The following is a 26,342-nucleotide window of genomic DNA, read 5'->3' as shown; positions in this document are numbered from 1 at the left end:
GGCGGCACGGGAGAGTGACGGATGCACGGGGAAGATCACGCGCTGTTCGTTTCAGCGCTCGCGCTTCTTTCAGCCGCGGTGATCTCGGTTCCCCTCGCCCGGCGGCTTGGCTTCTCTCCGATCGTGGGCTACCTGCTGGTGGGCATCGCCATCGGTCCGGTGGGCCTCAATGTGGCCGACCCGTCCGTGGTGTCCACGGTGGCCGAGCTCGGCGTGGTGATGCTCCTGTTCCTCATCGGCCTGGAGCTCAAGCCGTCGCGGCTCCTGTCCATGGGCCGCTACATCTTCGGGCTCGGCGCGGCGCAACTGCTGCTGAGCGGGCTCGCCTTCGCGCTCCTGGCCTATTTCGTGTTCGGATTCGGTGTCGCGGCGGCGCTGGTGAGCGGCATGGCGCTCTCGGTGTCGGGCACGGCGATCGCCCTCCAGCTGCTCAACGAGCGCAACGACCTCACCTCCCCCTATGGCCAGCGCACCTTTTCCATCCTGCTGTTCCAGGATATCGCGGTGGTGCCGCTGCTGGCGCTGGTGCCGCTGCTGGCGCCGGGCGAGAGCACCCTGGCCCAAGACCCCATGGCCGCCCTGCTGCGCGCGGGCACGGCCATCGTCGCCCTCGCCGTGATCGTGGTGGCGGGGCGCTATCTGCTCAATCCGCTGTTCCGGGTGCTGGCGCGGTCCGGCGCGCGCGAGGCCATGACCGCGGCGGCGCTGCTGGTGGTGCTGGGGGCCGCCGGGCTGATGGAAGCGGTGGGCATGTCCATGGCGCTCGGCGCCTTCCTCGCCGGGCTGCTGCTGTCGGAATCCACCTTCCGCCACGAGCTGGAGGCCAATGTGGATGCCTTCCGCGGCCTGCTGCTCGCCATGTTCTTCATGAGCGTGGGCATGTCGCTGAACGTGGCGGTGGTGGTCCACAACATGGGCCCGCTGCTGATCGCCACGCTGCTGGTATCGCTGACGAAGTGCGCGGTGGTCTATTCCGTCTTCCGCAACGACAACATCCCATCGCCGCAATCCGCGCTGGCGGCGGTGGTGCTTCTGCCGGCCGGCGAGTTCGCCTTCGTCTTGTTCCCGCTCGGCCTGAGCACCGGCATCCTGAAGCCCGACCAGGCCGACCTTCTGATCGCCATGGCGGCGCTGACCATGATCATCGGCCCGCTGCTGTTCGCCGCCATCGCCCGGCTGCTGCCGCGCCTGGCGCCAGCCGAACCGGAGCCCGAGGCCGATGATTTTTCCGATGCCGACGGCTCGGTGCTGGTGATCGGCTTCGGCCGCTTCGGGCAGATCGTCTCCCAATGCCTGCTGGCGGAGGGCGTGAGCGTCACCATCATCGACAACGATGTGGAGATGATCCAGAGCGCCGGGCGTTTCGGCGTGCACATCTATTATGGCGACGGCACCCGCCTGGACGTGCTGCGCGCCGCCGGGGCCGAGAGCTGCAAGGTCATCTGCGTGTGCGTGGACGACAAGGAGGACGCCAACCGCATCGTCGAGGTGGTGAAGGCCTCCATGCCTGGAACCGAGCTGTTCGTGCGCAGCTTTGACCGTATTCATTCCATGGAGCTGATGCGGCTCGGCGTGGATTTCGAGATCCGCGAGACCCTGGAATCGGCGCTCGGTTTCGGCGGGCGCACCTTGCAGGCCATGGGCGTCAGCGCCGAGGCGGCCGGCGCCCGCGTTGCCGATGTGCGCGCCCGCGACCGGGCCCGCCTCGAACGGCAACTGGAGGAAGGCATTTTCGCCCCACCCGAACCGCAGCGCCCGCGCAAGGTGGAGCCGGAACCGCTTCACATCCCCGAAAAGCCGGCGCGCCCGCTCAATGCGGAAGCCCAGGACATTCTGTCCCACGAGACGGAATTTTCCGGCTGATCGCCGGGCGACGATACATTCGTGCTTTTGACGCCCCTTTGGCGTACTCTCGCTCTCGGGCCATGCGGAGATTGCATTCCCGAACGGAACCGCGCCGGTGGCGATGGGCCGGGGGAGCGCCGGAGCCGTGTGGCCAGGGCTTCCCCCCCATCGCCGGCAAGCCGATTTGACCGGTTGCAAAGAACGACGCGGCGCACCATTCAGGTGTAAAGGCCAGCGAGTCGCGGCGCGGAAACAGACCGGAACGGCCGGAGGCATGACAGCCCTTCGGTGACAGCCGGCGAAGGAGGGGGGATGGATCAGTTCGTGGAGCTGCTGCGCGCGGCTCAAGGGGGACACGGGATGGAGAATCTTGCACGGGTCTACGGCCTGTCCACGCAACAGGCCAAGGCTGTCGCCGATGCCCTGATGCCCGCCTTCGCCGACAATTTTCGCCACGTCACCCAATCGCCGGAAGCCATGGCCTCGCTGATGGCTTTGATGCTGAACGGCCCCTACGGCGCCTATTACGGCAACCCGAACGGCTTCGGCGCGCCTTACGGGACGCAGCAGGCGCCGCCGCCGCCCCCCCGCCAACCGCAGCCGGACATCAACCAGATGGGAATGGACGCGCTCAACGCGGTGTTCGGCTCCAGCGAGGTGAGCCGCGCGGTGGCCAGTCAGGTCGCGGCCACCACCGGGCTCGGCATCGCCATGGTGCGGCAGATGATGCCGACCTTCGCGAATCTGTTCGTCGGCGGCCTCGCCAAGTCGCTTGCGGCGTCGGGCGCGCTCCAGACCGTGACCGCGGCGCTGCTCAGCCGGCTGCCCATCGGCCAGCCGGAAGCCCGGCCGGCGCCCATCTCCTCCGGCAATCCCTGGATCGACGCCTTCCTCGCCTTCTCCGCCACCAGCGCGAGCGCCCCCTCTTATTCTTCGGGCAACCCCTGGGCGGATGCGTTCGCGCGGGTGATGTTCCAGCAGGCGGCGCCGGCCTCGCCGCAGCAGCGCGCCAATCCGGCCAACGCGTGGCAGGACGTGGTGAACGCCATGGCGAGCACCCTCGCGCAGACCGGCGCGCCGGCCCCCAGCCCGGTGGCCCCACCGGCGCCGCCCGCGCCCTCGCCGCAGCCTTACGCGCCGCAGGACGCCGCAGCCAACCCGCTTCAGCCGTTCCAGGAGTTTTTCGCGAAGATGTTCGCCCAGGGCTTTCCGCCCAACTTTCCGGGCGCGGCGAATCCGGAGCGGCCGCCTTACACCTTCCCGGAATTTTGGATGGACGTGCTGGCCCGTACCCGCCAGCCGGGGACCGAGGCGGAAATCATCCCCCCGGAAAAGCCTCGTCTGGTGAAGAAGGACGGCGACGAGAAATAAATGAAAAAGGACCCGCGCCGGTTGCGGTCGGCGCGGGTCCAGATACGGCGGACCCGAGGGGCGTGCCCGCCGAAATCGTCAGCGCTCAGCCCAGGCCCAGTTCGCGGCGGGCGAGCTGCCGGGCCGCGCGGCGCTCGCTCACCCGCAGCACGAGCAGCCGGGTGGGATCGGCGCCGAGGGGCGCCGACACCGCATCGCGCACATCAGCGCGGGTGATGCCGATATCCTTGAGCATGTGATCGTCGAGGGTGGCGAGAGCGGCCATCGCGCGGCGGCGTTCGAGCATGTGGCCGAGGGCGTCGGCCCGGCGCTTCGCACCATAGGCAGCCGCAACCGTCATCATCAGCAGCGATGCCAGGGCCTCAGCCACCGGGGCGACCACCAATCTGCGCGTTTCGCCAGACATGCTCATGACCATCTCCCTCACTGCGACACGGATGCCGCACTCCTCTGCTCGAGCGTTCTCCGTTCGCCTTGGCGCACGTCATCGGCCCTCGGTTTTGCATCGATGCATTTTCTTCACGCGAACCGGAAACCACTTCGCTTGAAAATGCTCCAGGTCGCTTCTTCTGGATCAAGACCCAGAGCGTCGCCACCCGATTCCGGCCGCCTCAGCGACGGCACGGCCTCTTGTGCCGCGCCTGGAAAGATCACACTAGCGAATGTTATTCATTCCAGATATCAGTCTGCGTGATGAATGAACCGAAAGCCGCCGCGGAAGCCGCCATGACCGTTCTGCTCGACCCCGACCAGTTGCGCACGTTCGTCGCCATCGCCGAGACCGGCAGCTTCACCCGCGCGGCGGAGGTGGTGCACAAGACCCAGTCGGCCGTGTCCATGCAGATGAAGCGGCTGGAAGATCGCGTCGGCCGGCCGATCTTCGCCCGCGACGGGCGCGCCTCGCGCCTCACCGAGGACGGCGAACGGCTTCTGGACTTCGCCCGCCGCATCGTGCGGCTGAACATGGAGGCGGTCACCAGCTTCGCCGATGCGGAGCTGTCGGGGCGGGTGTGCCTCGGCGTGCCGGACGATTATGCGGACCGCTACCTGCCGGACATCATGGCGCGCTTCTCGCGCACCCACGCCTCGGTGGAGCTGACGGTGATCTGCGAGCCCACCAACGAGCTGGTGCAACGCATCGCCGCCGGCACCATCGACCTTGCCATCATCACCGCCACCGAGATCACCGCGCGCAACGCCCAGGTGATCCGGCGCGAGCGGCTCATGTGGGTGACATCGGCGCGCCATGCGGTGCATCAGGAGCCGGTGGTTCCCCTGGCGCTGGGGCGAACCACCTGCCAGTGGCGCGACATCGCCGTGACGCGCCTCGCCACCGCCGGGCGCGGACACCGCATTTTGTATTCGAGCCCCAACAGCGGGGCGGTGGCGGCGGCAGTGCTGGCCGGGCTCGCGGTTTCGGTGTTTCCCGAATCAGCATTGCGGCCGGGCATGCGGGTGCTCGGCACCGCCGATGGCTTTCCGGCGCTGCCGCCCTGCGATATCGGCCTGCTGCGCAACCGCCACGAGGCTTCTCCGCTGGCCGACGCCCTGGCGCAACATGTGATCCAGGGCCTCGACAACCTGACCGAACAGGACGCCGCGCAATAGTCCGGTGACGCTGGCGCGCATCGGGCACACGCTGCATGCCTTAGCGTAGCCGCTTCTTGCGCTGGCCCCCTTGCGCGGGCGACCGAACAGCGGAACTCTCATCGCCTGCCCGATGCGAGCGATCGATGACCCGCCATCCCGCCTTGATCTGGTTTCGCGACGACCTGCGCCTGTCCGACAATCCCGCTCTTCTGGCCGCGGTGGCCAGCGGTCGGCCCCTCGCCGCCGTGTTCGTGCTGGACGAGGAGGCGCCGGGCCTGCGCCCGATGGGCGGGGCGGCGCGCTGGTGGCTGGCGGGCGCGCTGCGCGCCCTTGCGGCGCAATTGGGTCAACACGGGCTGGACCTGATGCTGCGGCGCGGCCCCGCCACCCGCATCGTGCCCCACGTGGCGGCGGAGCTCGGCGCGGAACTGGTGGTATTCAATGATCGCGCCGGCGCGGCCGAAGCCAAGGTCGATGCCGCGGTGGTGGCGCGCCTGCGCCAGGAGGAGCGGCAGGTGGAGCGCTTCTGCGGCCATCTGCTCCACGCGCCGGGCACAATATTGTCGGGCGCCGGCCGCCTGCCCCGGACCTTCTCGGCCTTTCACCGTGCCGCCCTGCGGCTGCCGCCCCCCGGCGCGCCGCTGCCGCCTCCGGGACATTTGACACCGGCGTCACCGCTCGACAGCGATCCGCTGGAGGCATGGGAGCTGGAGCCCTCGCATCCCGACTGGGCCGGCGGGCTGTGCAAAGCGTGGCGACCGGGGGAGCGCGCCGCCCAGGCCCGTCTTGCCACCTTCGTCGCGGACGGGCTGAAGGGCTATGGCGAAGGCCGCGATATCCCGGCGCTCGACCATGTGTCGCGCCTCTCGCCCCATCTGCGTTTCGGCGAGGTCTCGCCCCGGCAGATTCTGGCCGCCGTCACCCATGCCGAGGCGGCGGGCGGCGTGCCGGAGACGGATGCCGCCAAGTTCCTGGCGGAACTCTATTGGCGCGAGTTCAGCCACCATCTGCTTGCCGCCACGCCCGACCTTGCCCGGCGCAACATCCAGCCGGCCTTCGACGCCTTCCCCTGGCGCGACTGCCCTGGCGAGCTGAAGGCGTGGCAGGCGGGCGCCACCGGCTACCCGCTCGTCGATGCCGGCCTGCGCGAGCTGTGGCAGACCGGGTGGATGCACAACCGCGTGCGCATGGTGGTCGCCTCGTTCCTGGTCAAGCACCTGCTGATCGACTGGCGCGAGGGTGAGGCGTGGTTCTGGGATACGCTGGTGGATGCCGACCCCGCCAGCAATCCCGCGAGCTGGCAATGGGTGGCGGGCACGGGCCTCGACGCCGCGCCCTATTTCCGGATTTTCAATCCGGTGCTGCAAGGGGAAAAGTTCGACCCCGACGGCGCCTATGTCCGCCGTTTCGTGCCGGAGCTGGCGCGCCTGCCCGCGCGCGTCATCCACAAGCCGTGGACGGCGGATGCCGCCACGCTGCGCGCCGCCGGCGTCACCCTGGGGGCCACCTATCCGCACCCCATCGTGGACCACGCCGCCGCTCGGGAACGGGCTCTGCGCGCCCTCAAATCCACACACTAATTCCGGATATTTTGACTTGATACAGCCATCTTTGATGAGTTAGCCTAAGGCCAGTTTATTTAAAGGCTTAGCCCATCATGATCCGTAATGGTCTTGTGGAATCCATTGGCAACACACCCCTTATTCGCCTGAAGCGCGCCTCCGAGGAGACCGGCTGCGAGATCCTCGCCAAGGCCGAATTTCTCAATCCCGGCCAGTCGGTGAAGGACCGCGCGGCCCTCGGCATCATCACCGACGCCATTGCTCGCGGGGAACTGCGCCCCGGCGGCGTCATCGTGGAGGGCACCGCCGGCAACACCGGCATCGGTCTCGCTTTGGTGGCGGCGCCGTTCGGATTCCGCACCGTCATCGTCATTCCCGAGACCCAGTCCCAGGAAAAGAAGGACATGCTGCGGCTCGCCGGCGCCACGCTGGTTGAGGTGCCTGCCGTCGCCTATTCCAACCCGAACAACTACGTGAAATATTCCGGCCGCCTCGCCGAGGCGCTGGCGAAGACCGAGCCCAACGGCGCCATCTGGGCCAACCAGTTCGACAATGTGGCCAACCGCCAGGCCCACATCGACACCACCGGCCCTGAAATCTTCGCCCAGACCGATGGCAAGGTGGACGGCTTCGTCTGCGCCGTGGGCTCCGGCGGCACGCTCGCCGGCATCGGCATCGCGCTCAAGAACCGCAACCCGAACATTCAGATCGGCCTCGCCGATCCGCCTGGCGCGGCGCTCTATTCCTATTACACCACCGGCCGGCTCCACGCGGAGGGCTCGTCCATCACCGAGGGCATCGGCCAGGGCCGCATCACCGCCAACCTGGAGGGCGCGCCGGTGGACATCGCCTTCCAGATCCCGGACACCGAATCGGTGCCGATCGTGTTCGACCTTCTGGAGCACGAGGGCCTGTGCGTGGGCGGCTCCTCCGGGGTGAACGTGGCCGGCGCCATCCGCCTCGCCAAGGAGATGGGGCCGGGCCGCACCATCGTGACCATCCTCGCCGACTATGGCACGCGCTATCAGTCGAAGCTGTTCAATCCGGAATTCCTGCGCTCCAAGAACCTGCCGGTGCCGGCCTGGCTCGAACGCAAGACCGAGGTGCCCAGCGTCTTCCTGTGACGCCTGCGACGCCGGATCTGTGGATGACGCCGCCGGCCCGCGCCGACGGCGGCGCCCCGCAGCGCTAGAACGGGACAGAAGTGCCCCGCCGGATGGACAAGGAGACTGCGCCATGGCCGACACCCCCCCGTTTGTGTCCACCGAATGGCTCGCCGCCAATCTCGGCGCGCCGGACCTCGTCGTGGTGGATGGTTCCTGGCACATGCCGAACACCGGCCGCAGCGGCGCCAGGGAGTTCGAGGCACAGCACATTCCCGGCGCCGTCCATTTCGACCTCGACGCCATCGCCGACCACGCCACCGACCTGCCCCATATGCTGCCCGACCCCCACGGCTTCTCCCAGGCGGTGGGGGCGCTGGGCATCGGCGACGGGCTGCGGATCGTCGTTTATGACAGCGCCGGGCTGTTCTCCGCGGCCCGCGTGTGGTGGACCTTCCGCGTCTTCGGCGCGCAGGATGTGATGATCCTCGACGGCGGCCTGCCCAAGTGGCGCGCCGAGGAACGCCCGGTGGACAGCGGCCCCGCCCGGCGTCCGCCGGCCACCTTCACTGCCCGCCTCGACCACTCCATGGTGGCGAGCATCAGCACCGTGGAGCGGGTTCTGAACGCCGGCAGCGCCCAGGTGCTCGACGCCCGCAACGCGGCCCGCTTCCGTGGCGAGGCGCCGGAGCCGCGCGAGGGCCTGCCCTCCGGCCACATGCCCGGCGCCTTCAACCTGCCGTACGGCGAGCTCATCGTTGATGGCCGCCTGCTGCCGCCCGATCAGGTCCGCCCCATCGTCGAGGCCACCGGGCTCGATCTCTCGCGCCCGGTCATCACCTCCTGCGGCTCGGGGGTCACCGCCGCCATCCTGTGGCTGGCGCTGGAGACCATCGGCAAGCGCCCGCAGGCGCTCTATGACGGGTCCTGGACCGAATGGGGCGCCAGCGGCAAGCCCATCGCCGTCGGCTGAAAGCGCGCCGCCTTAACGCGCAAGGACGGCGCGATCCGCGCCGGTGAGGGGTGACGCGCCGGCGGGCCGCAGCAACAGCAGGGCCTCAGCCTCCCCCGGCGCCGCCGGAAGCGGACCGGCGCCGGACCAACCGAACACGTCCACCACCAGGTCGGGGGCCGCCTCGGCGAGCATTCCCACGGCGTCAGCGCCGCTGATCTGCTGGATGATTCGCCCGCTCGGCGGGCGCCGGCGCACCAGCACCAGACGGGCCCCCAGCCGCGCCCGCGCGGCGAGGTCTTCCAGCGCCGCCGCCGGGTCGTGCACGGCCTGAAGGTCCAGCGCGTCGAAGCGGACCTTGCAGCCGAGCCGCGCGCCGAAAGCGCGGGCCACCGCCAGCCGGCGCAGCAGGCCCCACACCTCCAGCCGGGGCGCGCCGCGGCAATGCCGCCGCAACGCCCGCGGGCCGAACCGCTGTTCCAGGGTGGCGCGATCATCCCGAGGCAGGGTCCGAAGCGCGGTCGCCATGCCACGATTGGCCGCCAACGCCCGGTTCAGCGCCACGCCGGCCGCCGCCAGCCGGCGGATGGGGGCGCCATACCACGGCAGACGCGGCTCCGGCGCCACCGACGAGGCCTCCGCGATGCGCTGCCGCAAGGCCGCGCCATCCCCCTGCCGCACCAAGCCCTGCTCCAGAATGTGCCCAACCAGGGCCGCGACCTTGCCGGGATCGGGTGGCACCGGTGGCCCTGCCGCCAGCACCCGCCCCAGGTCCGCGCCATCGGCAATGTCGAGGGTCAGTCCCTTGCGCCCGTAATAGGGATCGCCCCAGGCGATCACCGGCCGCCCGGCCATCAGGGCCTCAAGCCCGACATTCGAGGAATGCAGCGCCACCACGTCGCACAGGGGAAAGAGGTCGTGGATCGACACCTGCCGCACCAGCCGCACATGCTCCGGCAGCCCCTCGGCACGGTCGGCGTCGGGACCGCGCGGATGGGGCTTGAAGATGACCCGCCAGCCCGGCGGCATGGCAGCAAACACCGCGCGATAGATGCGGCCGAGATTCGGATAGTCGCGCAGGCTCACGGTGATGCTGGCGTCGAAAGCGATCTGGCCAGGCACGAACAGAACCGGCCCCGCCCGCTCCCCCAGCCAGCCCCTGAGCGCCTCCAGCTCGGCCGGAGCCGTGGTCTGGCGGTATTTGGTGATGCGCTCGGCGCGGGCGCGGGCGATGAAATCGCGGGCACGGGCGACCGCGCCGTCCTCCGCCGCCGCGACCCCGGCCCAGGTGCGATCGATGCGGTGCGCCCCGCGAAAGAAGTGCGGCGCAAAGGGATCGACGAAATGATAGCCGGGGAAAAACGGGCTTTCCCAATAGAGATAGGGGATGGCGAGATGCGCCGCCGTCTCCGCCAGCAGCCGCGAGAGCACTTCCGCCCCATGGGGAACGAACACCACGTCCGGCGCCAGGTCCGCCATCACCGCGATGGCGCGCCCGGCCACGCCCCGCAATTGCTGGCTCCAGACCGATTCGGTCAGCAGGTTGTCGATGCGCGCATCGCCGATGGCGAGGCTGTGGGCCGACAGTTCGATCAGGTCGGGGCTGAAGCCGTACCGGGCGTGGAAGGCGAAATCCGACAGTCGCGGCGCAAAATCGAAGCCGCCGTCGAGCAGCGTCGGGGCACCGGCATCCCTGGCCGCGTGGGCGTCATCGGACCAGAAGGGAACGGTGACCACCTCCAGGCCGGCGGCGCGCGCGGTGCCTGCCAGCAGGGCCGCATTGGCGGCGGATTCGTCCCCCGTCATGCGGAAGATCAATGCCCGTCTTGCTGTCCCCCCGTCCATCGCCCCATCCACCCGGCTCCGCGCCGCGCACATATAGACCGTGCCGGCCCCTGTCACACCCCTTCCGCACCGTGATTACGCCCATCACGGAACGCATCGCACGTAAGGCCACCGAACCGGATATAAATCGGCGCCGGCGCGCGCACAGCGGCGCATCGTCATGTTTCCGGGATGCCCTCACGCCAAAATGCGGCTATCAACCGGAACTATCGACGCTCCCGACCGGTCGCCCCTGCGGCATCGGCGACCCGATCGGGGTGTGATACCCATGGCCCGGCGGGCTCCGGAGCAGGCCCGTGGGCCGACGTTCCAGGCTGTGCCTGCGCGGCGCCGGAGCGACACTCTCTCGGCACCGGTCGAAGACCGGGGCCAATGGTCTGATGTGGAGGCATGATGGAGCGGTCCCCCCTTCGAGCGAGAACTGCGGCCCTGGGCGCGGTTCCGCTGGTCTGGGCCGCGGCGACAGCGGATCAGTCCCACGTCAATCTCGGCGACGCCCTGAGCCCGGTGATGGTGGCCCTGCTGTCGAGCCTGCCCGTCGTCCACACCAGTCACAGCGCGAAAAGCAGCCGCATGGCCGCGGTTGGCACCATCGGCCACATGCTGAGGAACGGCGAGGTCACCCTCTGGGGCACCGGATCGTCGCGCTATTGCAATCCTCATGTGGCGCCGGGCGAGGAGCGGATTACCTTCGCCCCCTATCCCGGCACGCGCTATCGCGTGGCGGCCACGCGCGGGCCGGTGTCGCGCGCCCTGTTCGGCGCGGAAAACACCCTCGGCCCCGCCGTCTTCGGCGATCCGGTCTGGCTGCTGCCCCAGTTCTACCGCCCGCCCATCGCGAAGAAATGGGATCTCGGGGTGATCGTCCACCTGTCCGAGCTGAACGGCGACGGGCTCGACACCGAGGTGCGCCCGGAACTGCTGCGCTACCACATCCCCGAGGACTTTCGCGGGTCCATCCACATCATCCAGACCCGCACCGCCATCTCAGCCGACGCCATGCGCGAGCGGCTGGATGAGATCCTCGCCTGCCGCCGGCTCGTCTCCACCAGCCTGCACGGCATGGTGTTCGCCGAGAGCTACGGCATTCCATGCCTTTATTTCGCGCCCAAGGGACGCCGGCGCGGCCTGGTCCCGCGCCCGCTCGATCCCGACGACGGCAACGACCTGCGCATCACGGACCTGTATCAGGGGCTCGGCCTCAAGCAGCTGCATGTCTACGTGCAGCCCCGCCTGCTGCCCACCAATTGGGCCCATCTGATGCGCTCCATCGACCGGGTGTGGGAACCCAAGCCCTTTGATTATGAGCCCCTGCTCGACGCCTTCCCGCTCGCGGTCGCCCCGCTTCACCCGCAGCCGGGGGAGAGCGTGTTCGACCACCCGCTGATTCGCGCCATCCCCTTCCAGCAGCCCGGACGGGGCCAGGGCGAGGAAGACGCGGCGGGTCCCGGCCTCAAGCGGCTGGCCCGGCGCCTCATGAAGCCGATGGCCGATCGCCGCCCCGCGCAGCCCCACACCCGGAGCCCCCAGTGACAGGACATCCCATGCCCGCCGCCAGCCGCTCCGCCCCCGCGCGCCGCACCATCATGATCGACGGCTACAATCTCGCCTTGGAGCGGGGGACGGGCGTTGCGACCTATGCCCGTAATCTGAGCTACGCCTGCGGCAGCCTCGGCTACCGCACGGACCTGCTCTACGGCATCCCGTCGTCCACGGCGAAGGACCCATTTTTCCGCGAAGTATCCTTCTTCGCCACCCAGCCGGAGCGGGCCAAGTGGTCCACCCGCTTTGCCCGCGACCTGCACAGCTTGACCACGCCGTTCCTCAACCCGCGCGCGCTGTCCATTCCGGTCAGCGGCCGGGTCATCATCGACCAGTTCGCCAACCAGATGCCCCATTTCGATCACATCTGGAATGTGGCGAACCTGTTCGACCGCGCCTTCACGCTCTATTACGCTTACCGTCTCTTCAGCACCGTAACCGGCATGGACCGACCGGACCTGATGCATTGGACCTATCCTCTGCCAATTCGCCTGAAGAACACCAAGAATATCTATACGATCCACGATCTGGTGCCCCTGCGCCTGCCCTATACGACGCTGGACAACAGAAAATATTATTTCAGCCTTATCAATAATCTCCTGAAGCGCGCGGATCATATCGTCACCGTCTCGGAATCGTCCAAGCGCGACATTGTCGATATCTTCGGCTATCCGGAAGAAAAGATCACCAACACCTATCAAGCCGTCTCCATCCCCCAGCCCCTGCGCGACAAGAGCGACGATGTGGTGCGGCAGGAAGTGGAGGGGGTCTTCAACCTGCCCTACAAATCCTATTTCCTCTTTTTCGGCGCCATCGAGCCGAAGAAGAACGTGGGTCGGATCATCGAAGGTTACCTGTCGAGCCAGGTGAAGGAACCCCTGGTGCTGGTGGGCAAGCCGGCCTGGAAGGCCGACCGCGAACTGCGGGTTTTGTCCGAAACATCGCACGGCGACCGGGTCCGCCGATTCGAATACGTCTCGTTCCCGTTCCTGGTCAGCCTCATCCGCGGCGCGAAGGCGGTGGTGTTCCCCTCGCTGTACGAGGGCTTTGGCCTGCCGATCCTCGAAGCCATGCTGCTCGGCACGCCGGTGCTGACGTCGGACCGCTCCAGCATCCCCGAGATCACCGGTGACGCCGCGATCCATGTCGACCCCTACGACACCCGCGCCATCGCCGACGCGCTCCAGACCCTGTCCGCCGACAATGCGTTGTGCGCCGACCTGAGCACCAAGGGCCGCCGGCAAGCCGAGCTGTTCTCGCCCGAGCGCTACCGGGAGCGAGTCGCCGCCCTGTACGATCGCCTGCTCGGCCCCGCCCCATGAACGCCCCGCCACCCGAAAGAGCAGCTCCCCAACACCCTTGGGCGAGAGCCGGCACTTGTGCTACCTACCGCTGGCGGAGGTGAACGTGACGGCAGTCGACCGATCCGGCCTGTGGAACACTGTGAGTCCGATCCGGTGTCGAGGTCGCCTTATGGTATTTTACAACCTCCGAAATGCGCGATTGCGATATCGGCACCCTAACGTCGGTACGTCAATACAGGCGATCCCCCAGGATGCCAAAGGTTGGCTCGATCTCGCCTTGCCGCTCTGGCGGCCCAAGCGTCGAAGAGGTATCTCGACTTGATTGACGCGGTGGGCACCAAGATCGTAACGGAACGACTCCGAATCGCAGCGCAAGATGGACCGTGACAGCATTCCGTTGCGTCATGTCCATTGCGATGCAGCATAAACGGGACAGGACGATCTCCGGCCCACGGCCGGATGGGGCGAACGCCGGTTCCGGCGGGGCCCGATGCCAAGGCGGGGACGGGAATACGGCATCCCTCCCCTGCTCGAGCGGATGACGATTGAAGTTGGGTACGTCGGGCCGCGGCGGATCCGGGGCGAAGAGGGAATGTATGACGAACCGCATCAGCCGTGCCCAGACGCCGATGCCCGAGACTGGATCGACCCACGTTGCAACCATTCTGGGCTACGCCTGCCGGCTGCCGGGGGCTGCGAACGTGGACGCCTTCTGGTCCCTGTTGTCGGAAGGGCGGTGCGCCGTCACCGAGATCAGCCCCAACCGGTGGGCGAAGGAGCGCTTCCTGCACCCGCGCTCGGGCGAGCCTGGCCGAACCTATACGTTCGCCGCCGGCGTTCTCGACAACATCTATGATTTCGACGCCGGCGCGTTCGGCCTCTCCCCGCGCGAGGTGGAGCAGGTGGACCCGCAGCAGCGCATCCTCCTGGAGCTGACGCGCGAGGCGTTCGAGCACGCCAACCTGCCGCTGTCGGAGGTCGAGGGGAAATCGGTGGGCGTGTTCGTTGGCGCCTCCTCCCTCGATTATTCGGTGCGGTTCGCCGCCGACGTGTGCTCCATCGACCCGCACTTCGTCACCGGCAACGCGCTCTCCATCATCTCGAACCGCATTTCGTTCGCGTTCGGCTTCACCGGGCCGAGCCTGACCATCGACACCGCCTGTTCCTCGTCCCTGGTGGCGTTCGACCGGGCGGTGCGCGCCATCGAGAGCGGCGAGGTGGAAGTGGCCGTGGTGGCGGGCGTGAACATTCTCGCCAGCCCCTACAATTTCGTGGGCTTCGCCCGCGCCGGCATGCTGTCCCCCACCGGCCGCTGCCGCCCGTTCTCGGCGCAGGCCGATGGCTATGTGCGCTCGGAAGGCGCCGTCGCGATGGTGCTGCGCCGGCTCGACGCCACCCGTGGCACCCTCCAGCCACCGCGCGCGGTGGTGCTGGGCACCGGCACCAATTCCGACGGGCGCACGGTGGGCATCGCCCTGCCCAACACCAGTGCCCAGCAGGCCCTGATCGAGACCGTCTATGCCGCGCGCGGCATAGACCCCGATGCGCTCGCCTTCGTGGAAGCCCACGGCACCGGCACCCGCGTCGGTGATCCGGCCGAAGCCAACGCCATCGGCAATGCCATCGGCCGGCGCCGTTCCGCGCCGCTGCCGATCGGCTCGGTGAAGTCGAACCTCGGCCATCTGGAGCCGGCATCGGGCCTCGCGGGCCTGCTCAAGTCGCTGCTGGCGCTGGACCATCGGGTTCTGCCCGCCTCGCTCCACCTGGACGAGGTGAACGAAAGCATCCCATTCGATGCGCTGAACCTGTCGCCGGCCCAGGCGCCGGTGCCCCTGCCCGAGGGCGCGAACGCGGCGGCGGTCTCCTCCTTCGGCTTCGGCGGCACCAATGCCCATGCGGTGGTGCGCCTGCCACAGGCAAGCGAGATCGACGCCCCGGCCGTGGCCGACGACGCCACCTTGCCGGCCGCCCTCGCCCTTTCGGCCACCAGCCGCAAGGCGCTGGCCGAGCTGGCGGACGCCTATGCGCAGGCGATCGAGGCCGGCGCCGACGCCGCCACCCTCGCCAATGCCACCGCCCACGGCCGCGCGCCGCTGGCGCATCGGCTGGCGCTGCCCCTGGACACCGGCATGCCGCTCGCGCCGGCCCTGCGCCGCTTCGCGGAGGACCAGCCCGAACCCGGCATCGTCAACGGCGTCTGCGACCGCGCGGCCCGCGTTGCCTTCGTGTTCGCCGGCAACGGCGGGCAATATGTGGGCATGGGCCGCACCGCCCATGTGAAGAACGCGGCCTTTCGCGACTCCATCGCCCGCATCGACGGTTTCTTCATGCCGCGCGCCGGCTGGTCCATCGCCGAGGCGCTCGAGACCCCGGCCGATCAGGACCGGGTGGCGGCCACCGAGGTGGCGCAGCCGCTGCTGTTCGCCATCGGCGTCGCCCTCGCGGAAAGCCTGATGGCCTATGGCTGCCAGCCGTCCGCCGTGCTGGGCCACAGCGTGGGCGAAATCCCGGCCGCCTACATCAGCGGCGCGCTCGACCTGAAGGACGCGGTGGACGTCATCTATTGGCGCTCCAAGCTCCAGGAGCCCGCCCGCGGCACCGGCACCATGGCGGTGCTGATGGCCTCCAAGGCGGATGCGAACGCCCTCATCGCGGCCTCCGACGCGCCCGGCATGGTGGTCGCCGCCGTGAATAGCCCGAGCGTGGTCACCATCGCCGGCCCCCGCGCGGAGCTTGAGGCGCTGCTGCGCCGCGCGCGCAAGAACGGCATCGCCGGCAAGCGGATGGATCTCGACTATCCGTTCCATTCGCCGCTGATGGCGCCGGTGGAGGCGCCCCTGCGCGAGGCCCTGAAGGGGCTCTCTCCGCGCGCGGGCTCCATCCCCTTCTTCTCGACGGTGACCGGCGCGCTGATCGACACCAGCGGCCTCGACGGCGAATATTGGTGGCACAATGTGCGCGAGCCGGTGCTGTTCGCCGATGCGGTGGTGAGCGCCGCCGAGCGCGAAAAGATCGACATCTTCCTGGAGATGGGCCCGCGCCCGGTGCTCACCGGCCACATGCGCGAAACCCTGGAGCCCCTGTCCGGCAGCCATGTGGTGCTCGGCTCCCTCCAGGAGAAGGCGCCGTCCCACCGCGACCCGGTTCTTCACACCCTGCTGTCGTGCTTTGTGGAAGGCGCGCCGGTGGCGCGCGACACCCTGTTCGGCACGCCGCGACCTCTGGGTGGGGTGCAATTGCCGCTGACCCCCTGGCAGCGGCAGACCATCCTCGTTCCCGACACCATCGAGGCCGCCGACGTGGGCGGCAGCCATCGGGTTCACCCGCTGCTCGGTGCCCGCCTGCGGCAGGATTCCCAGGAATGGCACGGCCTCGTCGATCCGCAGATCGTGCCCTATCTGGCCGACCATCAGGTCAACGACACGGTGGTGGTGCCCGCCGCCGCGCTGGCCGAAATGGCGCTGGCCGCCGGCCGCGAGATTCACGGCGACGTGCCGCTGGCGCTGGAAGAGTTCGACATCCTCCACGCCCTCGCCCTCGGTGACGAGGGGGGCCGCGAAAGCTTGGTCCGCGTGTCGCCCACCGGCCTCGTCGAGATCCTGAGCCGTCCGCGCCTGACCACCGACTGGACGCTGAACGCGCGCGGCCATCTGGCGCCCTCCGCCTCCTCCCCCACCGGCCGCCCGCCGGCGGACGAGCCCGCCGATGCCCCCGTCCTGCCGATGACGGCGGACGATCTCTACGCCGCCGCCGACCGCATGGGCCTGCACTATGGGCCTCAGTTCCGGCTGGTGACCGAGGCGACGAAGCGCGGGCGCACCATCACCCTGGAACTGATGGGCGAGCACGCCGACCAGGGCGCCTTCGGTGGCCGGCATGTGCTGCACCCCACCGTGCTCGACGCCTGCCTGCACGGCCTGCTGCTGGCGGTGGACCCGGCGAGCCTCGACGACGGGCGGGTCTATCTGCCGGCGCGGTTCGGGGCGCTGCATGTATTCTCCACGGCGCCGGTGGCGCGGGCCGAGTTGCTGGTGGTGCGTTCCAGCGCGCGTTCGCTGCTGCTCGACATTCGCCTGCTCGACGCCGAAGGCGGGCTGGTGGCCCGTCTCGACGGCGCCCGCCTGCGCGCCGCCACCCTCTCCAACATGGCGGAGGCGGAAACCGACTACCGCCAGCATGTGGAAGCCCTGCCGGCCGCGGTCGCCGACATCGCGGTCGTGGAGCAGGTGGAAGCCGCCTTCAGCGGCCTCGACGACAGCGCGGACGCCGGCGATGCCTTCATTCTGCTGAACGCGTTCAGCACCGCCCTCGCCCACGAGGCGGTCACCGGCCTGTTGAAGGGCGAGACCACGCAGCTTGCAGCCGTGAACGCCGACGATCTGGTGGAACGCGGCATTCTCGCCGATGATGCCCGCCCGACGCTCCTCGCCTTGCTGGCGATCCTCGCGAGCGGTGGCCTTGCCGCCCGCGAGGGGCAGGTGTGGACCGTGGCCGCGGACAGCGGCCTGCCCGACAGCGCCAGCATCCTGGCCGAAGTGCTGCGCGACGCGCCGGAGCGGGCCGCGGAAGTCACCCTCGGTGCCTATCTTGCCGACGCCCTGCCGTCCCATCTTGCGAAAGGCGCGCCCCTGCGCCTCACCGGCGCCCTGCTCGAACACTGGGAAACCGCAGCGCCGGGGGCGCGGGCGCTGCAAAACACCGCGTTCGCCCTCGTCAGCGACCTGAAGAGCGATCTGGACCGCGCCACGCCCGCCCGCGTGCTGGTGGTGGAACGGACCGGGGTGCTGGCACTGGCGCTGCTCCCACTGGCGCAGTCGGGCCGCATCCGCCTCGCCGTGGACGGGGTCGACGCCACGAGCCGCGAGGCGCTGGCCGCCCGTCACCCGGCGCTCGCGCCCCTGCTGGCGCCGGCGGCCACCGATGACGGTGCCGAGGCGCGTTACGACGTGGTGATCGTCGGTGACCCGCGCCCGCTGGTGCTGGAGACCGAGGGCCTGGCCGCGCGGCTGGCCAAACGCGTCTCGGGAGGCGGCCTGCTGGCGGTCCTCCAGATGGAGAGCCATCCGCTCGCCGCCCTCATCACCGCCGCCGCCGATCCCCAGAAGGACGGCGCCAGCGCGCTGCGCCCCATGAGCGAGACCGCCCAGCGGCTGGCCTCCACCGGCCTTCTGGGCGTGAAGACGCGCCGCTGCGTCCGGCCCGAGGCCGCCGTGGATGTGCTGCTCGCCCGCGTGCCCCTGCCGGATACGGACACCCCCGCCGCCGAAGCGGCGCTGGCCGAGGCTCTGGCGCTGGAATTCGGCCACAGCGCCGCTGCCGCCACCCTCATCATCGCCATCGACGGTTCGGGGCATGTGGCTGCGCTCCACCGGGTCGAGGCCGCTGGCCCGCTCTGGTCGGACCTGCTGGCCGGCTCCGGCGACCATCGCACCCTGGTGGTTCACCCGCTGATCCCCGCAACCGCCGACCCGGCGGCGCTGGCCGCGCTGTTCACCCGCACCACGGCGCTGCTGGAGGCGGTGCGTGCGCACGCCGGCAAGGCCGAGGTGTGGGGCCTCACCCGCGGCGGCGCGCCCGTGGCCGGCACCCCGCTTGCGAGCGCCTGCTGGGGCTATGGACGGGTCGCCATCAACGAGTTCGCCGATCTCGACCTGCGCCTCGTGGATGTGGCGCCGGAGCTGGATGCGGATACCGCCGCTGGCCGCCTCACCGCGCTGCTGCTGACGGCGCCGGACGAACGGGAATTGGTGATCGGCGCGGGGCCGGTGGGCGCGGTGCGCACCTCCACCGGCACCGCGGCGCGGCAGGCGAGCCTTCCCGTGGGCGAAGCCACCACCACCATGTCGCGCCTCGTGTCGCGGCCCGGCTCCATGGATCGCCTCACCTGGGTCGGCGCCCCGCGCGCCCATGTGGCCGCGGACGCCGTGGAGATCGAGGTGGCCGCGAGCGCCCTCAACTTCCGTGACGTGATGTTCGCCCAGGGCGTCATCGGCGACGAGATGCTGGAGAACGGCTTCACCGGCCCCTCGCTCGGCTTTGAATGCTCCGGCGTGGTCTCGCGCGTCGGCTCCGGCGTGACCGGCGTGAAGGTGGGCGACCGGGTCATGGCCTTCGCCCCCGCCGCCTTCGCCTCCCATGTGGTGGTCGCGGCCAGCATGGCCATGCCGGTGCCGGACAATGTGCCCCTGAAGGCGGCGGCGACCATTCCGGTGGCCTTCCTTACCGCCTGGTATGGCCTCGTTACCCAGGCCCGCCTGAAGCGCGGGGAATGGGTGCTGGTCCACGGCGCCGCCGGGGGCGTCGGCCTTGCCGCGCTCCAGATCGCCAAGTGGCTCGGCGCCCGCATCGTCGCCACCGCCGGCACGCCGGAGAAGCGCGCCCTGGCCACCCTGGCGGGGGCCGACCTGGTGCTCGATTCCCGCTCGCTCGCGTTCGTGGACGACATCCGCGCCGCCATCGGTGGGGTGGATGTGGTGCTGAACTCCCTGGCCGGCGAGGCCATGGAGCGTTCCATTTCCGTGCTGAAGCCGTTCGGTCGCTTCGTGGAATTGGGCAAGCGCGATTACATCGGCAATACCGAGATCGGCCTGCGCCCGTTCGCCCGCAACCTCTCCTATTTCGGCGTCGATACCGACCAGCTCATCGCAGCCCGGCCGGACGCGCTCCAGGACTTGTTCGGCGATCTGGTGCGGCTGCTGGCGGACGGGACGTTCACGCCCCTGCCCTATCGCGAGTTTGCCGCCGACAGCGCCCCGGAAGCGTTCCGCCTCATGCAGGGCGCCGGACACGTGGGCAAGATCCTGCTCACGCCCCCGGCCGCCCCGCCGCCGGTCGCGGAAACCCCGGCGCCGTTCCGCGCGGCACCGGATGGCGTGCACCTGGTGGTGGGCGGCACCGGCGGCTTCGGCTTTGAAACCGCCATGTGGCTGGCCGACCATGGCGCCACCGCCATCGTCGCGGCCTCGCGCAGCGGCACGCTGACGCCGGACGCCGCCGCCCGCGCCGCCGCCCTCGCGGCGCGCGGCGTGACGCTGACCTCCGAAAGCCTCGACGTGCGCGATGCCGGCGCGGTGCAGCGGTTCGTGGACGGGCTCGTCGCCCGCTACGGGCGGCTCAGCGGCGTGGTTCATGCGGCCATGGTGCTGGACGACGGCCTGCTGCGCGACCTTTCCGCCGCGCGCTTCGAAAAGGTGCTGGCGCCGAAGATCGAGGGCGCGAGCCACCTCGACGCCGCCACCCGCACCCTGAAGCCCGAGGCGGCGCCCGATTATTTCGTGATGTTCTCCTCGGCCACCACTCTGGTGGGCAATCCGGGGCAGGGCAATTATGTCGCCGCCAACGCCTTCCTGGAGGGTCTTGCGCGCGATCGCCGGGCCGCCGGCCTGCCGGCGCTGGCGGTGTCATGGGGCGCCATTTCGGACGTGGGCGTGCTCGCCCGCGAGACCGCCATCAACGAGAAGCTGAAGCGCCGCATCGGCCGCCACGCCATGGCCTCCGCCACCGCGCTGAAGCACCTCGGGGCGTTCCTGTCCGAGGGCGACGCCATCCACCCGCCGGCCGTGACCTGCGCCTATATCGACTGGTCCACCGCCGGCGAGCTGGCCCTGGTGAAGGCGCCTACCTTCACCGGCCTGCTGACCGATGGGCGCGGCGAGCGCACGCTCGGCAAGAGCTCCGACCTCGAAAGCCTCATTTCCGGCCAGAGCGACCATGAGGCGCGGCTCACCATCGCCCGCCTGCTGGCGGAGGAAATCGGCAAGATCCTGCGCCTGCCGCTGGAAGCGGTGGACCTGACCCGTCCGCTGATGGACATCGGCATGGACTCCCTGATGAGCCTTGAGCTCGACATGGAAGTGCAGCGCCGGTTCGGGGTGGAACTGCCGGTGCTGGCGCTGGGCGCCGGCTCCACGCTCATGGACGTGGCGGACAAGGTGCTGCAGCAGGTACGCGGCAGTGCCGAGGCCACCGGCTCCTCCGCCGAGCAGGTGATCGCCGAGGCTGGCATCATGGACAAGCATGTGGACCTCGACCTCGACAAGGACGCCATCGCGCGGCTGAGCGCGAAGGTGGTGAGCGAGCGCGAGCACGCCAGCGGAGGCATTCTGTGAGCGGCACCAACAATCAGGGACGTCTTTCCGCCGACGCCAAGGCGGCGCTGCTGAACCGGATGCGCAGTGCATCTCCCGGCGTCGCCGCCCCGGCCACGGCCGCGACGCCCCACTATGATACCTCGTTCGCCACCCTGCCGGGCTTCGAGCAATTGAAGCTCATGCACGCGGCCACCAACGCGTTCGGCATTCCCAACCCCTTCTTCCGCACCCACGAGGCTCGGGCCGGCGCCACCTCCGTCATCGACGGCAAGGAGGTCATCAACTTCGCCTCCTACGACTATCTCGGCCTCAACGGCGCACCCGAAGTGATGGCCGCCGCCCACGGGGCGGTGGATGCCTTCGGCACCAGCGTGTCGGCGAGCCGCATCGTGGCCGGCGAGCGTGCCTTTCATCGCACTTTCGAACGCGAATTGGCGGACGTCTACGGGGCCGAGGACGCCATCGTCTATGTGAGCGGGCACGCCGCCAACGTCGCCACCATCGGCACCCTGGTCGGTCCGCGCGACGTGGTGTTCCACGACGAGCTGATGCACAACAGCGCCATCGTCGGCGCCCAGCTCTCCCGCGCCCACCGGCGCTGGTTCGCCCACAACGATCTCGACGCCCTGGAGACCATGCTGGCGGCCGAGCGCGCCAGCTACGGCCGCGCCCTGATCGTGGTGGAGGGCAATTATTCCATGGACGGGGACGCCCCCGACCTCGCCCGCCTCATCGACCTCAAGCAGCGTTATGGCGCGTGGCTGATGGTGGACGAGGCCCACGGCCTGGGCGTGCTGGGGCCGAAGGGCCTCGGCGTGTTCGAGGCCCAGGGCCTCGACCCCAAGGCCGTCGACATCTGGATGGGCACCCTCTCCAAGACCCTGGCGAGCTGCGGCGGCTATATCGCCGGGTCAAAAGACCTGGTGGACTATCTGAAGCTGTCGGCGCCGGGCTTCGTCTATTCGGTCGGCCTGTCGGCCCCGGCAACCCTCGCGGCCCTCACCGCCCTGCGGCTGATGCGGCAGGAGCCGGAGCGGGTGGCGCGGCTCCAGGCCAACAGCGCCCAGTTCCTGGCCGCCGCCAAGGCGGCCGGGCTCGACACCGGAGCCGCCGATGGCCATGCCATCGTGCCGGTCATCGTCGGCGATTCCCTGAAGGCCGTGGTGCTGTCGAACCTGATGCTGGATCGCGGCGTGAACGTGCTGCCCATCATCCATCCGGCGGTGCCGAACAAGGCCGCGCGCCTGCGCTTCTTCGTGACCGCCGCGCACACGCCCGAGCAGATCGACGCCACCGTGGCGATCCTGAAGGAAGAGCTACCCAATACCGACGTGTTCATCCGCAAGCTCGCCTTCGCCGGCATCTCGGACATGCTGGAAGGCGGCGCCGGCGCCGCCCGCGGCTGACGCGCTTGCCGCCAAGACGGCACGCGGCATCCGGCACGCGTCGCGCCGCGTCGGGCCATGATGTGAAGGAGATGCGATGACGATCCTGATGGACATCACCCGCATCTTCCGGCGCGCCCTTCAGTTCACCCCCACGGGCATCGACCGGGTGGAACTCGCCTATGCGCTCCACCTCCTCCAGGTGCCGGCGGACGTGCACTACATCGTGCGCTACCGGTCCCATGTCTGGCCCCTGCGACCGGCGGCGGTGCCGCGCTTCCTCGCCACCCTCGCGGCGCGATGGGAGGGGGCGGACGCGGCAGCGAAAACGGACGAGATCGCGCGGCTGGAGCGCTTTCTCGGCCTGCCGGCGGGCGCCCTCGCGGCGCCCCCGGCCCGCCGGGCGCCACCGGCACCCGACATCCGCCCTCTGTTTGCCACCCTGTTCTCCCCCGGCGCGGGGATCACCGGGGCGCTGAGCCGGCCGGTGGGGCGCGGGGCGGTCTATCTCAACGTGTCGCACGAGGGACTGACCTTTCCCGGCGAGGTCGAGCAGCTCGCGCGCGCGCGCGGCTGGAAGCCGGTCTATCTCATCCACGACCTCATTCCCCTGACCCACCCCGAATATGTGCGGGAGGGCGACGAGGCCAAGCACGACGCGCGCATGTCGCAGGTGCTGAACACCGCCGCCGCCATCATCTACAATTCGCGCGACACGGAAGAGGCCATGGCCGCCTTCGCCCGGCGCAAGGGGCGCGCCCTGCCGCCCGGCATCGTGAGCCTGCTGGGCATCGAGGCGAAATTTCAATCGCCCGCCGATGCGCCGCCGCCGGTTGCGGGCCATCCCTATTTCGTGATGCTGGGCACCATCGAGCCGCGCAAGAACCACCTGCTGCTGCTGCATGTGTGGCGGCGCCTCGCGGAGCTTAAGGGCGCCGCCACCCCCAAACTGGTGCTGGTGGGCCGGCGCGGCTGGGAGAATGAGAACATCCTCGACCTGCTCGACCGCGCCACCGGCCTCAAGCCCCACGTCTTTGAATGCAACCGCCTGCCGGACGGACACCTGAAGCGCCTGTTGCAGGGCGCGCGGGCCATGCTCTTTCCCTCGTTCGCGGAGGGCTACGGACTGCCCTTGGCCGAGGCGCTGGCGCTCGGCGTGCCGGTCATCGCCTCGGACCTGCCCGTATTTCAAGAGATCGCCGGGGACCTCCCCTGCTATCGCGACCCCATCGACGGGCTCGGCTGGATGGCGGCCATCGCGGACTTCGGCGCCCCGCAGTCGGTGGCGCGCGCGGCCCAGGTGGCGGCCCTGCCGGGCTTCCGCGTGCCCACCTGGGCACAGCATTTCGCCGCCACCGACGCCCTCATCCTCGGCCTCGCCCCCTGACCGGCGCGCCGCGGCCGGCATGTTCGCGCCGTCCGAACCATGAAGCCCCGGCGCGTCGTCCGCGCGTACGGATGCCCGACAATCGCTTCAAGCCATCGTTCCGAGGGGCATCGTTCCGAGGCATCGTTCCATGGCCTTGGCATTCCCGCGCTTCGTCACGCGAACCGGAATCCACTTCGCTTGAAAATGCACAAAACTGTTCGCTGGCGCATTTTCTTCACGCGAACCGGGATCCACTTCGCTTGAAAATGCATAAAACTTTTCGCTGGCGCATTTTCTTCACGCGAACCGGGATCCACTTCGCTTGAAAATGCACTATTCCCGCCCCAGCATCCGCCGCAGGATGGCATTGAGCCCGTCCGGGGCGCAGTCCCCCGGCGCCGCGCCGCCGGCGCCGCCCCGCGCCGCGCCGTGGCCGCACTCGATGACGATGTAATCAGTGCGCGGATCGTCGGCGAGCATGTCGAAGCCGGGCAAGAGCGGCGCGTGGTCGCCATAGAACACCAGCAACGAGCGCTCGGTGAGCGCATCGAGCGCCTCCACGGTGCTGGCGAGCAGCGCATCGGCATGGGCCGCGTGGCGGCAATATTGCTCGAGCGGGTCGTCGGTCTCCGGCAGGCGGCCGGCGCCGTAGGGATCGTGCGCCTCCATGGTCACCGCCATGATGTAGAGCGGGCGCGCCTTGTCGCGCGCGGCGGCGATCTCCGCGCGCATGCGCTGCCCCACGGCGGCATCGGCCACATAAGGCCCGAACCGCTCCTTGCCCTGAAAATCCGCCTCGGTAAGGAAGCGCTGAAAGCCCAGCAGGGGGACGGCGCGCGCGCGACTGAAGAAATGCGGATCGTAAGGGTGGATGAACATGGTGTCCCACCCGTCGGCCACCAGCTCCCCCGGCAGGGCATGGCCGGCGAAGCGCCGCGCCCGCAGATAGGGATGGAATCGGTCCACCCCCTGGTCGGCGAACGCAAGGCCGGTGGAGACCGCGAACTCCGGTCGCAAGGTGTAGGCGCCATAACACGGCACCACCAGCCGCCCATGGGCCAGCGCCCGCCCCTTGAGGGCGTCAAGGCCGGCAAGGTCCAGCATCACGCCCTGGCGCCGAAGGTCGTAGAAGGATTCCGACTGGATCACGACCACCGCGTCATAAGCCGAGCGGGCGTCAGCCACATGCGCCGCGGCGGGGCTGCCGTTGGCGGCCGGCGCGCGGATCGGGCGGGGCGCCGGCGCGGGGAAGGCGCGCAGCGCCAGCCCCGACACCATGAGCGAGGGTACCAGCCCGAGGCGCGAGACAAATACCCGCGCCGGCTCCAGGGAGACGAGGCCGAGCGCCTGCGGCCACGGCGCCAGCAGCAGACGCGGGACGGCGAAGGCGAGGCCAAACAGCAGCAGGAGCACGCCAAAGGCGATGCCCTGCCCGGCCCAGGTCAGGGTCCGCGGCTCCAGAATCATCCAGCCGACGATGAAGGCCACGAGCCCACCGATGGCCGCGAATACCCCGACCGTCTTGCGCCAGCCGAGATAGAACAGGTCGGGATGCCGCACGAGATGGGTCAGGAAGGCGAAATCGGTGATGACGAACGGCTCTTTCAGATATCGCGTCTTCTCGCCCGAGATCACCAGGAACACCGCCGTGGTGATGATGCTCGCCGTCGCCGCGAACGCCTCGCGCGCCGAAAGGGCCAGCCAGAACAGGAACAGCACGGCGAAGGCGGCAAGGCGCAGCGCCAGGTAGCGGCCCACCGCTCCCGCCCGCCGCGGCGAGGGCGTGAACACCCGCTCCATGAGGTCGCACACCAAAGCGGCGAGCACCCCAGCGGACACGCCGACAGCCACCGTCGCTTGGATCATACCGCCATCGCCCCCGCTCAGCAGGAGAGGGATCCCCCCGCGCCACATCGCCGCCGTCGCCAGGCGAATACATTCGCCATCGGGCGAAATTGGGTTTCCACATAGCGTGTGGGCGATCCGCCCTCGTTCCGTCAACCCGCAAAATGCGGCCGGACCCGCTCCACCCTGCTGCGGCCTGCGGGTGCGTAACAGGTTTCGGGAACGGCGGGATGACACCCACGCCACCGCCGGAGGTTCACCGGTCCGGGACCAACCCCGGGGCGAAATCAAATTGAAGACGGGGACTCTTGTGCTATGGCTTCCGCCGCTTCCCCGTATGTCCTCCGCTGGGTACCTGGATTCGTGGCCATGATCGGCAAATGAGCGCGTGCATGTCAGACTTCGCCCTGTCGGCCCGGCCACACCGCTCCCGTCCAGCGGCAGCGTGCGGCGCATCGGAGCCGAAGCTTGCTTGTCGCCGCGCGCATGCTCCGTCCTGCATAAGGGAATCCGCGTCACCGATGCGAAAAGGCCACGCG

At 69.5% G+C, this 26,342-nt stretch carries 14 protein-coding genes; 11 read left to right on the top strand and 3 right to left on the bottom strand.

The genetic code is table 11. The features are described 5' to 3' along the window. Nucleotides 1–21 precede the first annotated feature (21 nt). Nucleotides 22–1,863, top strand: coding sequence for a monovalent cation:proton antiporter-2 (CPA2) family protein (locus tag HUW53_RS05520; RefSeq protein ID WP_237344752.1), 1,842 nt, complete (start codon nucleotides 22–24; stop codon nucleotides 1,861–1,863). 294 nt (nucleotides 1,864–2,157) lie between these two features. Then, nucleotides 2,158–3,216 carry a DUF937 domain-containing protein gene (locus tag HUW53_RS05515; RefSeq protein ID WP_237344751.1) on the top strand — a complete coding sequence of 353 codons (1,059 nt, stop codon included), beginning with the start codon at nucleotides 2,158–2,160 and terminating at the stop codon, nucleotides 3,214–3,216. Nucleotides 3,217–3,301: 85 nt separating this feature from the next. Here HUW53_RS05515 and HUW53_RS05510 read toward each other — a convergent pair whose 3' ends face one another. Beyond that, nucleotides 3,302–3,628, bottom strand: coding sequence for a DUF1127 domain-containing protein (locus HUW53_RS05510; RefSeq protein ID WP_237344750.1), 327 nt, complete (start codon nucleotides 3,626–3,628; stop codon nucleotides 3,302–3,304). A gap of 314 nt (nucleotides 3,629–3,942) precedes the next feature. On the opposite strand from HUW53_RS05510, the gene HUW53_RS05505 reads away from it, so the two are divergent. The 4 genes from HUW53_RS05505 to sseA all read left to right on the top strand — a co-directional run bounded on the left by HUW53_RS05505 (nucleotide 3,943) and on the right by sseA (nucleotide 8,444). Next, a complete protein-coding gene (locus HUW53_RS05505) occupies nucleotides 3,943–4,824 on the top strand; it encodes a LysR substrate-binding domain-containing protein (protein ID WP_237344749.1) in 882 nt (293 codons plus the stop codon). A gap of 125 nt (nucleotides 4,825–4,949) precedes the next feature. Then, nucleotides 4,950–6,386 (top strand): cryptochrome/photolyase family protein, encoded by a 1,437-nt coding sequence (locus HUW53_RS05500; RefSeq protein WP_237344748.1) that lies wholly within the window; start codon nucleotides 4,950–4,952, stop codon nucleotides 6,384–6,386. Between the two features lie 77 nt (nucleotides 6,387–6,463). Next, nucleotides 6,464–7,492 carry a cysteine synthase A gene (locus tag HUW53_RS05495; RefSeq protein ID WP_272903773.1) on the top strand — a complete coding sequence of 343 codons (1,029 nt, stop codon included), beginning with the start codon at nucleotides 6,464–6,466 and terminating at the stop codon, nucleotides 7,490–7,492. Nucleotides 7,493–7,604: 112 nt separating this feature from the next. Beyond that, nucleotides 7,605–8,444, top strand: coding sequence for a 3-mercaptopyruvate sulfurtransferase (gene sseA / locus HUW53_RS05490; RefSeq protein ID WP_237344747.1), 840 nt, complete (start codon nucleotides 7,605–7,607; stop codon nucleotides 8,442–8,444). A gap of 12 nt (nucleotides 8,445–8,456) precedes the next feature. Here the strand turns inward: sseA and HUW53_RS05485 are convergent, their stop codons facing one another. Beyond that, nucleotides 8,457–10,229 (bottom strand): capsular polysaccharide export protein, LipB/KpsS family, encoded by a 1,773-nt coding sequence (locus tag HUW53_RS05485; protein WP_237344746.1) that lies wholly within the window; start codon nucleotides 10,227–10,229, stop codon nucleotides 8,457–8,459. Between the two features lie 429 nt (nucleotides 10,230–10,658). On the opposite strand from HUW53_RS05485, the gene HUW53_RS05480 reads away from it, so the two are divergent. From HUW53_RS05480 to HUW53_RS05450, 5 genes are all read left to right on the top strand, one after another. Continuing rightward, nucleotides 10,659–11,801 (top strand): polysaccharide pyruvyl transferase family protein, encoded by a 1,143-nt coding sequence (locus HUW53_RS05480; protein ID WP_237344745.1) that lies wholly within the window; start codon nucleotides 10,659–10,661, stop codon nucleotides 11,799–11,801. A gap of 11 nt (nucleotides 11,802–11,812) precedes the next feature. Next, nucleotides 11,813–13,132, top strand: a complete 1,320-nt coding sequence (locus HUW53_RS05475) for a glycosyltransferase family 4 protein (protein WP_237344744.1) — start codon at nucleotides 11,813–11,815, stop codon at nucleotides 13,130–13,132. Nucleotides 13,133–13,710: 578 nt separating this feature from the next. Continuing rightward, nucleotides 13,711–21,222, top strand: a complete 7,512-nt coding sequence (locus HUW53_RS05470) for a type I polyketide synthase (RefSeq protein WP_272903772.1) — start codon at nucleotides 13,711–13,713, stop codon at nucleotides 21,220–21,222. Continuing rightward, nucleotides 21,219–22,610: an aminotransferase class I/II-fold pyridoxal phosphate-dependent enzyme gene (locus HUW53_RS05455; RefSeq protein ID WP_237344743.1), complete on the top strand. Its 1,392-nt coding sequence runs from the start codon at nucleotides 21,219–21,221 to the stop codon at nucleotides 22,608–22,610. The genes HUW53_RS05470 and HUW53_RS05455 overlap by 4 nt, the downstream gene beginning before the upstream one ends. 76 nt (nucleotides 22,611–22,686) lie before the next feature. Next, nucleotides 22,687–23,976 carry a glycosyltransferase family 4 protein gene (locus HUW53_RS05450; protein WP_237344742.1) on the top strand — a complete coding sequence of 430 codons (1,290 nt, stop codon included), beginning with the start codon at nucleotides 22,687–22,689 and terminating at the stop codon, nucleotides 23,974–23,976. A gap of 315 nt (nucleotides 23,977–24,291) precedes the next feature. Here HUW53_RS05450 and HUW53_RS05445 read toward each other — a convergent pair whose 3' ends face one another. Then, entirely contained in the window at nucleotides 24,292–25,824 is a 1,533-nt protein-coding gene (locus HUW53_RS05445; protein ID WP_237344741.1) for an LTA synthase family protein, read from the bottom strand. Between the last annotated feature and the right edge of the window lie 518 nt (nucleotides 25,825–26,342).

The organism is Xanthobacter agilis, assembly GCF_021730435.1.
Taxonomy (GTDB): domain Bacteria; phylum Pseudomonadota; class Alphaproteobacteria; order Rhizobiales; family Xanthobacteraceae; genus Xanthobacter; species Xanthobacter agilis.
The sequence above is the reverse complement of the archived record's forward strand: the minus strand, read 5'-3'. Positions and strand labels throughout refer to the sequence as shown.

Bases quoted from the DNA above. Each gene is read 5' to 3' on its own strand.
- HUW53_RS05515 (WP_237344751.1), top strand. From the start codon at position 2,158: ATGGATCAGTTCGTGGAGCTGCTGCGCGCGGCTCAAGGGGGACACGGG.
- sseA (WP_237344747.1), top strand. From the start codon at position 7,605: ATGGCCGACACCCCCCCGTTTGTGTCCACCGAATGGCTCGCCGCCAAT.
- HUW53_RS05480 (WP_237344745.1), top strand. From the start codon at position 10,659: ATGATGGAGCGGTCCCCCCTTCGAGCGAGAACTGCGGCCCTGGGCGCG.
- HUW53_RS05450 (WP_237344742.1), top strand. From the start codon at position 22,687: ATGACGATCCTGATGGACATCACCCGCATCTTCCGGCGCGCCCTTCAG.
- HUW53_RS05510 (WP_237344750.1), bottom strand. From the start codon at position 3,628: ATGAGCATGTCTGGCGAAACGCGCAGATTGGTGGTCGCCCCGGTGGCT.
- HUW53_RS05445 (WP_237344741.1), bottom strand. From the start codon at position 25,824: ATGATCCAAGCGACGGTGGCTGTCGGCGTGTCCGCTGGGGTGCTCGCC.
- HUW53_RS05470 (WP_272903772.1), top strand. From the start codon at position 13,711: ATGACGAACCGCATCAGCCGTGCCCAGACGCCGATGCCCGAGACTGGA.
- HUW53_RS05485 (WP_237344746.1), bottom strand. From the start codon at position 10,229: ATGACGGGGGACGAATCCGCCGCCAATGCGGCCCTGCTGGCAGGCACC.
- HUW53_RS05505 (WP_237344749.1), top strand. From the start codon at position 3,943: ATGACCGTTCTGCTCGACCCCGACCAGTTGCGCACGTTCGTCGCCATC.
- HUW53_RS05500 (WP_237344748.1), top strand. From the start codon at position 4,950: ATGACCCGCCATCCCGCCTTGATCTGGTTTCGCGACGACCTGCGCCTG.
- HUW53_RS05475 (WP_237344744.1), top strand. From the start codon at position 11,813: ATGCCCGCCGCCAGCCGCTCCGCCCCCGCGCGCCGCACCATCATGATC.
- HUW53_RS05520 (WP_237344752.1), top strand. From the start codon at position 22: ATGCACGGGGAAGATCACGCGCTGTTCGTTTCAGCGCTCGCGCTTCTT.
- HUW53_RS05495 (WP_272903773.1), top strand. From the start codon at position 6,464: ATGATCCGTAATGGTCTTGTGGAATCCATTGGCAACACACCCCTTATT.